Source organism: Pseudomonas sp. Root329 (assembly GCF_001424925.1).
Classification (GTDB): domain Bacteria; phylum Pseudomonadota; class Gammaproteobacteria; order Pseudomonadales; family Pseudomonadaceae; genus Aquipseudomonas; species Aquipseudomonas arabinosi.
Map to the genome: position 1 here is coordinate 86,736 of NZ_LMCV01000045.1, position 15,380 is coordinate 102,115.

12 protein-coding genes are annotated in these 15,380 nt (G+C 60.1%); 7 read left to right on the forward strand and 5 right to left on the reverse strand.

What is annotated here, in order from left to right; translation table 11 throughout:
- The first annotated feature begins 82 nt into the window (after positions 1 to 82).
- Positions 83 to 1,132 carry a substrate-binding domain-containing protein gene (locus tag ASC74_RS25875; RefSeq protein ID WP_056745192.1) on the forward strand — a complete coding sequence of 350 codons (1,050 nt, stop codon included), beginning with the start codon at positions 83 to 85 and terminating at the stop codon, positions 1,130 to 1,132.
- Here ASC74_RS25875 and ASC74_RS25880 read toward each other — a convergent pair.
- On the reverse strand, positions 1,112 to 3,121 hold the full coding sequence (locus tag ASC74_RS25880; RefSeq protein ID WP_056745194.1) for a sigma-54-dependent Fis family transcriptional regulator: 2,010 nt from the start codon (positions 3,119 to 3,121) through the stop codon (positions 1,112 to 1,114). The two genes, ASC74_RS25875 and ASC74_RS25880, sit on opposite strands and share 21 nt — an antisense overlap.
- 193 nt (positions 3,122 to 3,314) lie before the next feature.
- Here ASC74_RS25880 and ASC74_RS25885 point away from each other — a divergent pair, with 193 nt between their 5' ends.
- From ASC74_RS25885 to ASC74_RS25895, 3 genes are all read left to right on the forward strand, one after another.
- Positions 3,315 to 4,337: a Gfo/Idh/MocA family oxidoreductase gene (locus ASC74_RS25885; RefSeq protein ID WP_056745195.1), complete on the forward strand. Its 1,023-nt coding sequence runs from the start codon at positions 3,315 to 3,317 to the stop codon at positions 4,335 to 4,337.
- On the forward strand, positions 4,334 to 5,122 hold the full coding sequence (locus ASC74_RS25890; protein ID WP_056745197.1) for a TIM barrel protein: 789 nt from the start codon (positions 4,334 to 4,336) through the stop codon (positions 5,120 to 5,122). The genes ASC74_RS25885 and ASC74_RS25890 overlap by 4 nt, the downstream gene beginning before the upstream one ends.
- A 234-nt stretch (positions 5,123 to 5,356) precedes the next feature.
- Entirely contained in the window at positions 5,357 to 6,283 is a 927-nt protein-coding gene (locus ASC74_RS25895) for a sugar ABC transporter substrate-binding protein (RefSeq protein ID WP_056745199.1), read from the forward strand.
- Positions 6,284 to 6,340: 57 nt separating this feature from the next.
- Here ASC74_RS25895 and ASC74_RS25900 read toward each other — a convergent pair whose 3' ends face one another.
- The 3 genes from ASC74_RS25900 to ASC74_RS25910 all read right to left on the reverse strand — a co-directional run bounded on the left by ASC74_RS25900 (position 6,341) and on the right by ASC74_RS25910 (position 9,086).
- Positions 6,341 to 7,744 carry an MFS transporter gene (locus ASC74_RS25900; protein WP_056745201.1) on the reverse strand — a complete coding sequence of 468 codons (1,404 nt, stop codon included), beginning with the start codon at positions 7,742 to 7,744 and terminating at the stop codon, positions 6,341 to 6,343.
- A gap of 625 nt (positions 7,745 to 8,369) precedes the next feature.
- Positions 8,370 to 8,807 (reverse strand): DUF1801 domain-containing protein, encoded by a 438-nt coding sequence (locus tag ASC74_RS25905; RefSeq protein ID WP_201784103.1) that lies wholly within the window; start codon positions 8,805 to 8,807, stop codon positions 8,370 to 8,372.
- A 42-nt stretch (positions 8,808 to 8,849) separates the two neighbouring features.
- Positions 8,850 to 9,086, reverse strand: coding sequence for a hypothetical protein (locus tag ASC74_RS25910; protein WP_046049268.1), 237 nt, complete (start codon positions 9,084 to 9,086; stop codon positions 8,850 to 8,852).
- A 172-nt stretch (positions 9,087 to 9,258) separates the two neighbouring features.
- On the opposite strand from ASC74_RS25910, the gene ASC74_RS25915 reads away from it, so the two are divergent.
- On the forward strand, positions 9,259 to 11,022 hold the full coding sequence (locus ASC74_RS25915) for an L-lactate permease (RefSeq protein ID WP_046049267.1): 1,764 nt from the start codon (positions 9,259 to 9,261) through the stop codon (positions 11,020 to 11,022).
- A 792-nt stretch (positions 11,023 to 11,814) separates the two neighbouring features.
- On the opposite strand, the gene glcC is transcribed toward ASC74_RS25915, so the two are convergent.
- A complete protein-coding gene (glcC, locus tag ASC74_RS25920; RefSeq protein ID WP_056745204.1) occupies positions 11,815 to 12,582 on the reverse strand; it encodes a transcriptional regulator GlcC in 768 nt (255 codons plus the stop codon).
- A 234-nt stretch (positions 12,583 to 12,816) separates the two neighbouring features.
- Between glcC and glcD the strand changes: the two genes are divergently transcribed.
- Entirely contained in the window at positions 12,817 to 14,316 is a 1,500-nt protein-coding gene (gene glcD, locus ASC74_RS25925) for a glycolate oxidase subunit GlcD (RefSeq protein ID WP_056745205.1), read from the forward strand.
- Positions 14,316 to 15,377 (forward strand): glycolate oxidase subunit GlcE, encoded by a 1,062-nt coding sequence (gene glcE, locus ASC74_RS25930; protein ID WP_056745207.1) that lies wholly within the window; start codon positions 14,316 to 14,318, stop codon positions 15,375 to 15,377. The genes glcD and glcE overlap by 1 nt, the downstream gene beginning before the upstream one ends.
- The last annotated feature ends 3 nt before the right edge of the window (positions 15,378 to 15,380 follow it).

The window sequence follows — 15,380 nt, forward strand, 5'->3', positions numbered from 1 at the left end:
CTTGAATACATTCCCTATCAAGCTATCATCCAGGCCCAGCAAGGCTTGATAGTTTTCTATCAAGGCGTTTTCGGGACCCGCCATGACCAACACTAAACGCCCCACCATCGCCACGGTCGCCGAGCACGCTCGCTTGAGTGTCGCCACCGTCGACCGGGTACTCAACGCCAGGGCGCCGGTCAACCCGGCCACTGCCGAGCAAGTATTCCAGGCCGCCGAAGCCGTTGGTTATTTTGCCGCCAGGCTGATCGGTCAGCGGATCCGCGAACGGCGTCCCAGCTATCGTTTCGGCATCCTGTTGCTCGGTACCGCCCAAGCGTTCTATTCCAATGTTGCCGCCGCCATTACCGAGGCAGCACAGCGTCAGACCGGCGCCAACCTGAGCTGTCAGTTCGAGTACGTATTTGATCGCACACCGAGCGCCATCGTTGCTCAGATCGAACAACTGGCGGTGCAGTGCGATGGCCTGGCGGTGGTCAGCTTCGCTCACCCGATGATCAATGCCGCCATCGCCCAGATCAGAGAGGCCGGCGTGCCGGTGATCGCGCTGCTGTCCGACATCGATGAGGCCGCGAATGAGCCTTACGTCGGCCAGGATAACCATGAGGTCGGGCGCACCATGGGCTGGCTGATGGCTCACACCTGTGGTGCGCGCAAAGGCAGCATCGGGGTTCTGCTCGGCGGTCACCGTTTTCTCGGCCATCAGGCACGGGTCGAAGGGCTGCGCAGTTACCTGGCGGAGCGTGCACCGGGGTTGCGGCTGCTTGAAGCGGTGATCAACCTGGACAACTGCGACATCACCGAAGAGGCGACGCTGGAACTGTTGTCGCGGCATGACGATTTGCGGGGTTTGTGCGTGGTCGGCGGTGGCGGCGACGGGATCATCAGTGCCCTGTCGCAGTTACCGAAGCGGCCGTCGCTGTGCTGCATTTTGCAGGAGTCGACCGAGCTGTCGCGCCAGGCTTTGTCGCAGGGTTTGATCAGTTTGCTCATCGATTCCCAGCCGCGATTGCTGGCGGCGGCGCTGGTCGATTTGTTGGTGGAATTGCAGACCGCGCCGGACTTCGATCCGGCCCGGCATCGCATCCATATTCCACTGCAGATCGTCACGTCAGAGAATGCCCGGCCCTGAACGGAATGCATCGGCACTCAGTCCGAACCGATTCATCTTGTTGTACAGCCCGCCACGAGAAACGTTCAGCTGTTTGGCCGCCAGGCGGATGTTGCCGCGGGTATCCTTCAGGGCCGCAATGATCGCATTCATTTCATGGGCGCCAAGGTCCAGTGCAGTATGGGGTTCGGGCACATTTCCCGGCGCTGACGGCCACTGCCTTTGCTTGATTTCAAACGGTAGATCACCCGGCTGGATCAGTTCGGTCATGGCCAGGTTTGTCGCCCGTTCAATGGTGTTTTCCAGCTCGCGAACATTACCCGGCCAGTGGTAGGCCGACAGAATATCCAGTGCCTCTGGCGAGATGCCCTGCACCGACTTGCGCAGTGAGCGGGCGCAACGGCTGAGAAAATGCCGCGCCAGTAACGGCACATCTTCGTGGCGCATCCGCAGCGGCGGAACCGTCAGGTTCAGGACGTTGAGCCGGTAGTAAAGATCCTCGCGGAAAGCACCCTCGGCCACCGCCTGGCTCAGGTTGCGGTGGGTAGCAGCGATGATGCGCACGTTCACCTGCTGCGATTTTTTCGCGCCCACACGCGTCACCTCGCCTTCTTGCAAGACGCGCAGCAGGCTGACCTGGGCATCAAACGACATATCACCGATTTCATCGAGAAAGATCGTTCCGCCATCGGCCAATTCGAACTTCCCGGCAGAGCCGCCGCGGGCCGAGCCGGTGAAGGCGCCTTCGACATGACCGAACAGTTCGCTCTGCACCAGATCTCGCGGAATAGCTCCGCAATTGACGGCCACAAAAGGACCGCTGCTACGGTCACTGGCGTTATGAATCGCCTGGGCGAATAGCTCTTTGCCGGTACCGCTTTCACCCAGAATCAGCGTGGTCGAATCACTGCGACTGGCAATCCGCCCCAGGTGCAACGCGTCCTGTATGGCTCSCGAACTGCCCTGAATGGTCTCGAAGGTGTAACTGGCCTGGGTGCCGATGATTCGCCGGGTAATTTCCCGGATGCGTCGGTTCTCCCGCAACGAGACGATGCTTCCACCCTGCTCCAGCGAGCACACGGACACCAGGCACGCCAGTTGACTGCGATCATGCAATTCAAACGTGCAGTCCAGGTCCCGTAGCCCTTCCCCGCCGCGCAGCAGAATCTCATCGGTCAGTTCACTCTGGCCCAAGCGCTGGAACGGACTGCCCAGCAGGTCCCGGCCCACGCGGAACAATTGGCGGGCATAACGGTTGAGCGCCTTGATGCAGCCCCGCTCATCCAGCACCACCAGTCCTTCGTTGAGGACTTCAAGCACAGTTTGTTGTTCTTCCAGCAACGCTTGCAGCGCCATCTGCCGCGAGACCGCTTCGGCCGCTGCCTGCACGGTGCCCAGCGTATGGAAATGAAACCAGCCCGGCTCTGCGGTCAGGGTCAGCATGGCCAGTGTCCGGCCCTGCGCATCCCGGATCGGCGCGGCGGCACAATGCATGCGCCGCCGACGCAGGCCGACGCCGAAGTTTTCCTCGGCCAGCACATACACCAATCGGTCTTCGGCAAGCGCCAGCCCCGTGCAGTTGGTGCCCTGCACCGACTCCAGCAGCCGGCTGCCCACCGGCGTGAGATCGAGGCCGCAGAAATACAGCGTCGTCCCTTCGGCATCGGTCAGGTTGATATGGCCCCGGGGGTTGTAAGCCAGCAACCCGCGCATGACCTCCGCCGCCGCCGTGATCAACACACGATTGGTCGCCAGTGTCGCGGCCAGCACATCGGGGGTGACAAATCGGTACTGACCATCATCAGGATCGAGGCCGGCACTGACACTGCGTAGCCAGGAGTCCCAAATCACCTGCCTGACCCCGGCAGGTCGTTCGGTGCGACCGTTCAGACACGCCAGCCAGGCCTGCTCCAGCTCAGCGATCGGTCCTTCGTTTAACGATGCCGGACCGAGCGCCGTAATGTAATCGAGGTCTTGCACGCTGAAGGCCATTGGCTGTGGGATCACCATTTGCTCCTATGTTCATATTTTCGACATGTCAGTATAGACATGTCATCGAAATGAACACTTATTACAAACACCTTTAAATATCCCCTTAAATATCAATGATTTAAATATTGGCACAGCCCTTGCTCCCTGCTTTGTACCAGCGAGGACATTCCTGCTGTCGAGTCATTGAACAACAATAAAAGGGAGTCATTTCATGAGTACGTCCAAGATCATCCGCCTGGGTCTCATCGGTGCTGGCCGCATGGGCAGCTTTCACGGTCTGACGGCCTCGCGGCACATTCCCGGTGCCTGCCTGGCCGCCATCGCCGACCCGACACCCGGCCAGGCCGCCCGCCTGGCGGAAGAATTAGGTGTGCAGCGGGTCTATATCGATCCACAGCAATTGCTCGACGACCCGGAAATAGACGGCGTGTTGATCGCCGCCCCGGCCCGCAGCCATGCCGAACTGGTGATCAGTGCAGCCCGCGCCGGCAAAGGGGTGTTTTGTGAAAAACCCATGGCCATCACCCTCGACGAAGCCGACCGCGCCATCGCCGCCGCTGCCGACGCACGGGTGACGCTGCAAGTCGGCTTCAACCGGCGCTTTGCCAAAAGCTTCCGCACGGCTCACCTGGACGTGGTCGCCGGTCGTATCGGTACGCCGCAACTGCTGCGCTCGCTGACTCGCGACCCGGCGCTGAACAATCCGGCCGCCTCGCCGCAGAGGGTGATCTTCCTCGAAACCCTGATTCATGACTTCGATACCCTGCGCTACCTGAATCCCGGCGCCGAAGCGGTCGAGGTTTTTGTCATGGCCGATGCCCTGATCGCACCGGACTTCAAGGACAAGGGCTTCCTCGACACCGCCGTGGTGACGATCCGTTTCGACAACGGCGCCATCGCCACGGCCGAGGCCAATTTCCAGGCCGTCTATGGCTACGACGTTCGGGGGGAAGTGTTCGGCAGCGCCGGCATGCTGACCATGGGCAGCGTCAATGACTCTGACCTGGTTCGCTATCTGGCCAATGGCATCCAGGCCGACACCCAGCGCCTGGACACCGACCTGCTGCGAGATGCCTATGTGGCCGAGCTCAACCACTTTGTCGACTGCCTGCGTACCGGCGAAACACCCCTCGCCAGCGGCGAAGATGCCCGGGCGGCACTGGCCATTGCCCGCGCGTGCATCGAGTCCTTCCAGCAAGGCAAAGCGGTGCGCGTGCACGGAGCCCGTTCATGAGTTTCATACCGTTCAAACTGGCGATCAGTGCCGAGATGGTCTTCCTCGACCTGCCGTTCACCGAACGCGTCAAACGAATTCACGCGCTGGGCTTCAGCGCCGAACTCTGGGACTGGACGCAGAAAGACATTCCGGCCCTTGTTGCCACCGGCGCTGATTTCACCTCGATGACGGGTTACATCTCGGGCAACCTGACCGATCCCGACGACATCCAGCACCTGCTCGACAGCGCACGCGAATCGCTGGCCGTCGCCGCCCAACTGAATTGCCCGAGCCTGAACCTGCATGGCACTGGCCTGGGCGACAAAGGCTTGCCGGTCAAACCCGTGGCCCTCACCACAGGACGCATGTGGTTGAGCGCCTGCAAGACCCTGGAAAAAATCGCCCGCCTGGGTGAAGAAGCAGGCCGGGTATTCTTGCTGGAGAACCTCAATACCGAGGTGGACCACCCCGGCACCCCGTTCGCTCGCGCCGACGATACCCTGGCGTTGATCGAGGCCGTTGGCAGCCCGCATTTGAAGATGAACCTGGACCTTTACCATGCGCAGATCGGCGAAGGAAACCTGATCGAACTGATCCAGCGCGCAGGCAGCGCCATCGGGGAAATCCAGGTCGCCGACGTCCCCGGCCGCATGGAACCGGGCACCGGTGAGATCCATTATCCGGCCATTGCCAAAGCGTTGTTTGGCATGGGATACACCGGAGTCGTCGGGCTCGAGGGCTGGGCCAGTGGCGACAGCGAAGCGGCACTCGAACGCTTCCGACAGGCCTTCACGCTGGATTGAGCCTTAAGCGACGCACTCTTTGTAGCAGCTGTCGAGCCTGCGAGGCTGCGTTCGGCTGCGAAGCAGTCGTCAAACCAGAACTTGCGGTGTATCAGACAGACCGCATCAGCCGGATTCACGACTGCTGCGCAGCCGAACGCAGCCTCGCAAGCTCGACAGCTGCTACAGATCGCATTACGGCTTGACTGACTGAACTTGATGAATTTCAACTCATAACAAAAAAGGAAAACCATCATGCGTCGTTGCACACTGCTTTTTGCCACGCTGTTACTACTGTTCAGCCAATGGGCCGCCGCCAGCTATCGCATCGGCGTCAGCATTGCCAGGGTCGATGACAACTTCATGACCTACGTGCGCAGCGGCCTGGAAGAGGCCGCGAAAAAGGAGAATGTCCAGATCCAGTTCGAGGACGCCCAGGGTGATGTGGTTCGCCAACTCAATCAGGTCGAGGGCTTTCTCAGCCAGAAAGTGGATGCGGTCATCGTCTTGCCGGTGGACACCGCCGCCACCGCCAACATGACGCGCGCTGCCGTCGAGGCGAAGACGCCGCTGGTCTACGTCAACCGCCACCCGGACGAACGCGTCTTGCCCAAAGGCGTGGTCACGGTGGCGTCCAATGACATTGAGGCCGGTCAACTGCAGATGCGCTACCTGGCCGACAAACTGGGGGGTAAAGGCAACATCGCGATAATCATGGGCGACCTGGCGCAAAACTCCACGCACGACCGTACCGAAGGCGTCAAACAGGTACTCAAGGACTATCCAGGGATAAAGATCGTCGAACAACAAAGTGCCGAGTGGCAGCGTAACAAAGGGATGGACCTGACCAGCAACTGGCTGCTGGCAGGTACCAGTTTTGATGCCATCGTTGCCAACAATGACGAGATGGCCATCGGCGCCGCCATGGCATTGCAGCAAGCCGGCAAAGCCAAGGGCGAGATTGCGATTGTCGGCATTGACGGGCTGCCCGACGGCCTGGCGGCCATCAAGCGCGGGATGCTCGTCGCCTCGGTATTTCAAGACCCCAAAGCGCAAGCGACGAGCGCGCTGCAAGCGGCCATCAAAATGATCAAAGGGGAGCCAGTCGAGACGGATGTCTGGGTGCCCTTCCAGCTGATCATGCCGGAGCAAGTGGCCGTGTTTGAGCAACGCTACAAATAGCGTCAAACGGGCGCATGGCCTGCGGACGGAAAGTCAGCAGGCCATGCGCGTGGCCGTTTACAGGTCGGTGATTTCCTTATGGCGTGGCACCAGCGCCTTCATCACGCTCCACGCCACCAGATAGGCCAGCGCACAGATGGCAAACATGATCATGTAGCCGGTATGGATATCGCCGATCAGTTTGTAATGGTCGATCACCCAACCACCGGTCTTGGTCATCACTACCCCACCCAAGCCGCCGGCCAAACCGCCAATGCCGACCACCGATGCGATGGATTTTTGCGGGAACATGTCAGACACGGTGGTGAAGATGTTGCACGACCACGCCTGGTGCGCCGATGCGCCCACACCGATCAGCAGCACCGGCACCCAGAAACTGATGTAACCGAATGGCTGCGCCAGCAGTACCAGCAACGGAAAGAAAGCAATCACCAACATGGCTTTCATACGGCCGTCATACGGCGCATCGCCGCGTGACATGAAATAACTCGGGAACCAGCCGCCGCCGATACTGCCCACCATGGTCATGCTGTACAGCACGGCCAGCGGCAACACGATGGCCTGGCCCTTCATGCCGTATTGCGCAGACAGGTAGGTCGGAAGCCAGAACAGGAAGAACCACCACACGCCGTCGGTCATGAACTTGCCGAAGGCAAAGGCCCAGGTCTGGCGGTAGGTCAGCAATTTGAACCACGATACTTTTTTAGCGGCGGCACCCGAGTCTGTTCCGGTGAGCGCTTGTGCGCCCTGATCGCTGCGGATGTAGGCCAGCTCTTGCACCGACAGACGTTTTTGCTGCTCCGGTTTTTCGTACAGCGCAATCCATACCGCCACCCAAACGAAGCCCAACGCACCGATCACGATGAATGCCGCTTCCCAGCCCCATATACCGGCGATCAGCGGCACGCAGATCGGTGCCAGGACCGCGCCCACATTGGCGCCGGAGTTGAAGATACCGGTGGCGAAGGAACGCTCTTTCTTCGGAAAATATTCGGCGGTGGCCTTGATCGCAATCGGGAAGTTACCCGCTTCGCCGATCGCCAGTACGGCGCGCGACAGCATGAAACCGGCGATCGAAACCGGGATCACGGCAAGGCCCAAGGCGCTGCTGATGCCGGCAATACCCTCACCCATCGGCACCGCAAAGGCGTGCATGATCGCGCCGGTCGACCAGATGCCGATCGCTACCACATAGGCGGTCTTGGTGCCGATCTTGTCAACGAAGCGGCCGGCGAACAGCATGGAAATCGCGTACACAAACTGAAAGACGGAGGCGATGTTCGCGTAATCGGTGTTACTCCAGCCAAATTGCGTCGACAGATCCGGCGCCAACAGACTCAGTACCTGGCGGTCCAGGTAATTGACGGTGGTGGCAAAAAACAACAGCGCGCAAATCGTCCAGCGGTACTTGCCGACGGCCTGGCCGATTCGTTGCGGATTGATGGGCTCGTTCAGATTCATGGCATCACTTTATTGTTGGATTATGGTGATGATCTCTCGGTTTCAAGCGAGATCAATTGTGTCGTGAAGCATCGCCAAAACGCGATGGGTCAGCGCCACTGTATTGCGGGCTCGAAAATGGGTACTCCATGCTCAGTGGCTGGAGTCGGACATTTGGCAAGAGCTATCGGGCGTTTGGTGGGATAGTCGTATGCAACAAGCCTGACTGTGGGGATGGGCAAGCAGTCAAGGTCGAACCATAGGAAGCGGCATTCAGGGCGATGCGCGGGCGGGTTGTGTTCATGATAGGCCGACACTCTTTTTTATTTTTAGGGTTCAACAGTCTGTGATCGTCTGTCGTCGTACAACTGCGCCTTTTATATCGAGTTCACTACCGGGCTGTCAATCTGAAAAAACAGCCGTTCGTCTCGACAAAGGCTGCTCGATAGAAATTCGATCAGGTCCAGAGGACGTAGTCTGTGGGCCAGTTAGCGCTGGGATGTATCGGGTGTTGTCAGCGAGATATGAAGGTTTTGAAGATTAAACATTGTTGTACGACAACGCACTTAAAAAGCTCATGACGAGAGACATCGATAGCAGTCATCTCGTCAGAGTGGTTTTCGACTGCCAGGTCGGCGAAGACGGATCAGGATTTCGCAGCCGGTTTGGTGCGAGCGGCCGCTGTCGATGTATTGAGCGCCACGGCAGCGAGAATGAGCGCCTTCAAGGCTTTCTCATCAAGCGTGTCGCCCCCATGCAAATCAATGGCACGCCGGGTGTTGCCTTCGAGACTGGCGTTGAAGAGGCCTGAAGGGTCGTCCAGCGAGGCGCCCTTGGCAAACGTCAGCTTCACGACCTGCTTGTAGGTCTCACCGGTGCAGATGATTCCGGCGTGCGACCACACTGGAACGCCCCGCCACTTCCATTCCTCGACCACGTCGGGGTCGGCCTGCTGGATGAGCGTTCGGACCCGAGCGAGCGTCTCGCCTCGCCAATCGCCCAGCTCCTTGATTCTCGCGTCTATCAGCTGAGAGGCCGAAGCTCCCCCCTCTTCTTCCTTTGCACCGACCTGCTCTTTCTTCATGGTGGTTGTCGCCTGCTTCATGAGGGTGTCCAAAACCGGGCTTTACAGCGTTTTTTGACTGTTGCCGAGGGTCTTGGCCTTTTCGATCCCCCAGTCAAAGGCAGCCTCCATGTCCAGCAGATGCGGTTTTGGATCATGGTCCTCAAAAATGGCCGTGCCGTCCGGCCGGTAAACACCGATGAACATCCCCAGTGAGCCGTCCTTCAAGATCTCGGTTTTGACCTCGATCTTGCATCCGTTCGACAGCGTTTCCTTGTGGTGCATATGGCGTTCAGTCATGGCTGCATTTCTCCCGTCGTTGAAGTCCGAGTAGCGCATTTACCCATTGGCCATGTTAGCTCAGTACGGCCCACTCAAAGGCCTGCCAGGACAGCGGCGTAATGCCACCTATACTAGAAGCCACCGCCCCCTCGGGGTCTGCACTCCCAACAATAAAAAGCAGAGGTGGAACATGGTCTGGCAGCAAATCTACGATCCGTTCGGTAACCCGATACTTTCAACGATCATGGCAGCAGTGCCGGTCGTGGTGATGCTGGCAGCCCTGGCGTTTTTCCATGTGAAGGCGCATCTGGCTGCATTGATGGCCCTCGCGTCTGCGCTGGTGATCGCGATCTTCGCCTTCGGCATGCCGGCGAACATGGCCGGCTCGGCCGCACTGTACGGCGCCGCCAACGGCTTGCTGCCGATTGGCTGGATTGTGCTCAACATCATCTTCCTGCATCGGCTGACCACCGAGAACGGCTCGTTCAAAGTGCTGCAGGATTCCCTCGCGCGCATCACTGACGATCGACGTCTGCAACTGCTGCTGATTGCCTTCTGCTTCGGTGCTTTCTTCGAAGGGGCTGCCGGATTCGGCACGCCGGTGGCGGTGACCGGGGCGATTCTGATCGGGCTGGGTTTCTCGCCGCTGGCCGCGTCTGGCCTGGCGTTGATCGCCAACACCGCGCCCGTGGCGTTCGGTGCGCTGGGCACGCCGATCATCACCCTGGCCAAGGTGACCGGGCTGGATGAAATGGAGCTGTCGATGATGGTCGGCCGGCAATTGCCGTTCTTCTCGGTGATCGTGCCGTTCTGGTTGATCTGGGCCTTCGCCGGCTGGCGCAAGATGCTGGAAATCTGGCCGGCGATTCTGGTGGCCGGGGTCAGTTTTGCCGTGCCGCAGTTCCTGGTGTCCAACTACCACGGACCGATGCTGGTGGACGTGATCGCCGCGCTGATTTCCATGGCCTGCCTGACCGGTTTCCTCAGGGTCTGGAAACCGGCCACCGTGCATACCTCCGCCGCGCTGTCCGGGCGCGTCGACAATTCCAAAATAGCCGAAGAGCATGACGAAAAACCCGTCGCCAGCGCGACCTTTGCCAGCGATGCCAAACCTGCGGTGATGCGCGCGTGGATGCCGTGGATCATCCTCACCGTGTTCGTGTTCGCCTGGGGCACCCAGGGCTTCAAAAACATGTTCGATACCCGCCCGGCGATTGATCCGGCCACCCATTCGGCCAAGCTCGACCCTCAAGGCAAACCGATGCGCGAAGCGAACCCGATCTTCGCTCCAGTCGTGACGTTCACCACGATTCACCAGCAGATCGAGAAGGTTCCACCGGTGGTGCCCGCGCCTAAAACCGAGGACGCGGTCTACAAGTTCACCTGGTTCACCAGCACCGGTAGCGGCATCCTGCTGTCGGCGATTCTCGGCGGGTTGCTGATGGGTTATTCCATTCCGCAATTGATCCACCAGTACCTGCGAACGCTGTGGGTGGTGCGCTATTCACTGATCACCATTACCGCCATGCTCGCCCTCGGTTTCCTCACCCGTTATTCGGGTCTGGACGCGACCATGGGCCTGGCCTTCGCCGCGACGGGCATTTTCTACCCCATGTTCGGCACCTTGCTCGGCTGGCTCGGCGTGGCGTTGACCGGCTCGGATACGGCGTCCAACGTACTGTTCGGCGGCTTGCAACGGGTGACCGCCGAGCAATTGGGCCTCAGCCCGGTGTTGATGGCTGCCGCCAACAGTTCCGGCGGGGTCATGGGCAAGATGGTCGACGCCCAGTCGATCGTGGTGGCCTCGACCGCCACCCGCTGGTACGGGCATGAAGGGGAAATCCTGCGTTACGTGTTTTTCCATTCGATCATCCTGGCCATTCTGGTCGGTGGTTTGGTGACGTTGCAGGCGTATGTGGCGCCGTTCAGTCATATGGTTGTTGGGGGGCATTGATTGATGTAGTTCGGGGTGGGATGGGATGGGGGGCATATCCGTTTCTGCGGTGATGGCGACTTAGGGTTCCGCCCTTACGGCGGGTCACTTGGAAAAGCGCCAAGTAACCAAACGCTCTTGCCCCTGACGTACGGTGCCTCGCCTAGGCTCGGCATGCCCTCGCTCCGGTCCTGCTCCGTGGGCCCGCCGCCATCGGCCATCCATGGCCGGGGGCGGTGCCCACTGCGCAGAACCTGCGCTCGGCCTTCCGACGGGGCAGATCAAGATCAAAAGCCAGATCAAAAGCCAAAGCGAGGCGGCCTGATAGCCGACCTGATGTCTGTCAAGGTCATTGGCGGTGGACACTTATGTCATGCCTGCCAAAAATCCAACTGTGGGAGCGAGCCTGCTCGCGAAGGCGGACTTACATTCAACATTGATGTCGACTGACAGGGCTTCATCGCGAGCAGGCTCGCTCCCACAGGGGGAATGCGTACGCTTGAAGAGACAGGCCGGCCGGTAGGCCGCCTCGCAGTGTTTTTGCGGTAGTCGCCCCCTCGAGAGGCCGAGTAGAGGTTCTGCGCAGTGGGCAACCCGGCATGGATGCCGGGTTAGCCGCCCCCGGCCATGGATGGCCGATGGCGGCGGGCCCACGGAGCAGGACCGGAGCAGGGGCAAGAGCGTTTGGTTACTTGGCGCTTTTCCAAGTGACTCGCTGTAAGAGCGAAACCGCCAGCCGCCATTACCGCAGAAACGGATATACACCCAATCAAAGCCCCCGATCAGCCCTCGGCCCACCTAAAGACCCGAGCATTACGCCCACCCCTCAAGTCGCAGCGTGGCCCGAACCAATCGTTGTTCCTCGCTTTCGATTTCCTTGAGGTTCTCACAGATGCTCTGGATGTGCGCGATGGCCGCCTTGCGTGCCTGTTCCGGCATTCGGCCGGTGACGGCGTTGTAGAGCCGCGCATGTTGACGGTCGATCTGACGCTTTTGCGGCTCTCGGTGGTAGAGGTTGTTGACCGAGGCAAACACCGTGTTGAGCAGCAAGTCCGTCAGTGAGCGCAAGGTCTGCACCAGCACCGGATTGTGCGAGGCCTCGCAGATTGCCAGGTGAAACGCATGATCGAGTCGAGCGTGTTCGGACGCCTCCAGCGAACGGCTGTGGCCATCGATCAACGCCTCGTAGCTGCGGGTGATGAGGACAAAGTCGGCGTCGGTTCCGCGCAACGCCGCGAGGCGTGCGGACTCGCCTTCGAGCAGGCTGCGGACCTCGAACAAATCGTAGAGCGTGCGCGGTTGTGAGCTGAACAAGTGCATCAGCGGCGACGCGGCACCGTGACCCGAAAGGTCGGCGACAAATGAACCTTTGCCCTGCTCTGTCTTGATAATCCCGCGAGCGCGCAACAGCTTCAGCCCCTCGCGAAGTGCCGTGCGGGAAACGCCGAGCTTTTCGGTCAGACGACGCTCCGAGGGCAACAGTTGCCCGGTCTTCAGCACCCCGTCCACGATCAGTCGTTCGATGCGTTCACAGACCACGTCGGCGACTTGCGGGTTGCGGCTCGTTTCTGCGCTTTCCATCGACTCTCCAACTGGTATGACCAGTCTCACTGCCAAAACCACAGATGTTCAAACACAAACATAAGCTTATGTTTTAAAACTATTTTTTTGCACCAATAAAAAACCATCGAACAAAAAACTGGTTCGACCAGCCAAACAACACATAGACAGTAGAACGCCTCAGGCCAATCATGCAAGTCAGTGGTAAACGGACACAGACCTCCTATAAAAACAACTGAGGGTCGTCAACCGACTATGAACATTCTTTACGATGAACGCGTCGACGGCGTCCTGCCTGACGTCGACAAAACTGCCCTGCTGCAAGCCCTGCACACGCAGTGGCCGGATCTGGAAGTCCTGCATCAACAGGAAGAGCTCAAACCGTACGAATGCGATGGACTTTCTGCTTATCGCACCACGCCCATGCTGGTGGTGCTGCCGCGCCACATCGACGAGGTGCAAGGCGTGCTCCGACTCTGCCATGAGCGACAGGTCGCGGTGGTCGCCCGCGGTGCCGGCACCGGTTTGTCCGGCGGTGCATTGCCGTTGGAAAAAGGCGTGCTGCTGGTGATGGCGCGCTTCAACTCTATTCTGCACATCGACCCCGCTGCCCGCACGGCTCGGGTTCAGCCGGGGGTGCGTAACCTGGCGATTTCCCAGGCTGCAGCGCCGTTTGGCTTGTACTACGCGCCGGACCCTTCCTCGCAGATCGCTTGTTCAATCGGCGGTAATGTGGCGGAAAACGCCGGTGGCGTGCATTGCCTGAAGTACGGGCTGACCGTGCACAACCTGCTCAAGGTCGACATCCTCACCGTCGATGGCGAACACCTAAGCCTGGGTTCCCAGGCGCTCGATTCTCCGGGTTTCGATCTGCTGGCGTTGTTCACCGGTTCCGAAGGCATGCTCGGTGTCATCACCGAGGTCACGGTCAAACTGCTGCCCAAACCCCAGACCGCCAAAGTGCTGCTGGCAGCGTTCGATTCCGTCGAGAAGGCCGGCCGTGCGGTGGGTGACATTATTGCCGCCGGCATCATCCCCGGTGGCCTGGAAATGATGGACAACCTGGCCATTCGCGCCGCCGAAGACTTCATCCACGCGGGGTATCCGGTCGACGCCGAAGCCATTTTGTTGTGCGAGCTCGATGGCGTTGAAGCCGACGTCCATGATGACTGCGACCGCGTGCGCCAGGTGCTGGAACAGGCCGGTGCCACCGAAGTGCGCCAGGCCAAAGATGAAGCCGAACGCGTGCGCTTCTGGGCCGGACGCAAGAATGCCTTTCCGGCGGTGGGCCGTCTCTCGCCGGATTATTACTGCATGGACGGGACGATTCCGCGCCGCGAGCTGCCCGGCGTGCTGCAGGCGATCGCCGCGTTGTCGGCCGAGTACGGCCTGCGGGTGGCCAACGTTTTTCACGCCGGTGACGGCAACATGCACCCGCTGATTCTGTTCGATGCCAATCAACCGGGAGAACTCGATCGCGCCGAAACCCTGGGCGGCAAAATCCTCGAATTGTGCGTGAAAGTCGGCGGCAGCATTACCGGTGAACACGGCGTGGGCCGGGAGAAAATCAATCAGATGTGTGCGCAGTTCAATAGCGATGAGTTGACCGTGTTCCATGCCGTCAAAGCCGCGTTCGATCCGAGCGGTTTGCTCAACCCCGGCAAGAACATTCCCACCCTGCACCGCTGCGCCGAGTTTGGCGCGATGCACGTCCATATGGGTCAGATGCCCTTCCCTGAACTGGAGCGTTTCTGATGCGCACCGAACACGATATCGATGACAGCGGCACACTGCTGGAGCAGGTCAACCAGGCGCTGCAAAACGCCACGCCACTGCGCATCCAGGGTTCCAACAGCAAGGCGTTCCTGGGGCGCATTGTGCCAGGTGAAGTGCTCGACACGCGCACCCACCGCGGCATCGTCAGCTACGACCCGACTGAACTGGTGATCACCGCGCGCTGCGGCACGCCTTTGGCAGAATTATCCGCAGTGCTGGACGCGGCACAGCAGATGTTGCCCTGCGAACCGCCGACCTTCGGTGACGCCACAGTGGGCGGCATGATCGCCAGCGGGCTCTCGGGACCGCGCCGCCCTTGGTCAGGCTCCGTTCGCGATTTCGTCCTCGGGACTCGGGTCATCACCGGGCACGGCAAGCATTTGCGCTTCGGCGGCGAGGTCATGAAAAACGTCGCCGGTTACGATCTGTCGCGGTTGATGGCCGGCAGCTATGGTTCGCTGGGCCTGATCACCGAAGTCTCGCTCAAGGTTCTGCCCAAGCCGCGTCAATGCATGAGCATCAGCCTGGACATCGACAGCGATCGCGCCTTGTTGCGCCTGGCGGAATGGGGCCAGCAGCCGTTGCCGATCAGCGCCGCGTGTCATGACGGTCAACGCCTGCACCTACGGCTTGAGGGTGGCGAAGGCTCGGTGGCAGCCGCCCACGACCGTTTGGGCGGCGAGTTGCTGGACGCCTCGTACTGGGCCGATCTGAACGAGCAGCGCTTGAGTTTCTTCGATGAGGATCAACCGCTTTGGCGCCTGTCCTTGCCGAACAACACCGCGAAACTGTCCCTGCCCGGTCGTCAACTGATCGACTGGGGCGGCGCGCAGCGCTGGCTCAAATCCAATGCCGAAGCCGCCTTCATCCGCAAGGTTGTCGAAGAAGTCGGCGGGCATGTGACCTGCTACAGCCACGGCTTGATCGACAGCCCGTTCCAACCGTTGCCGGCCGCGCTGATGCGCTACCACCAGAACCTCAAGCAACAACTCGACCCCCAGGGCATTTTCAACCCCGGACGCCTGTACGCGGAGCTTTGACCC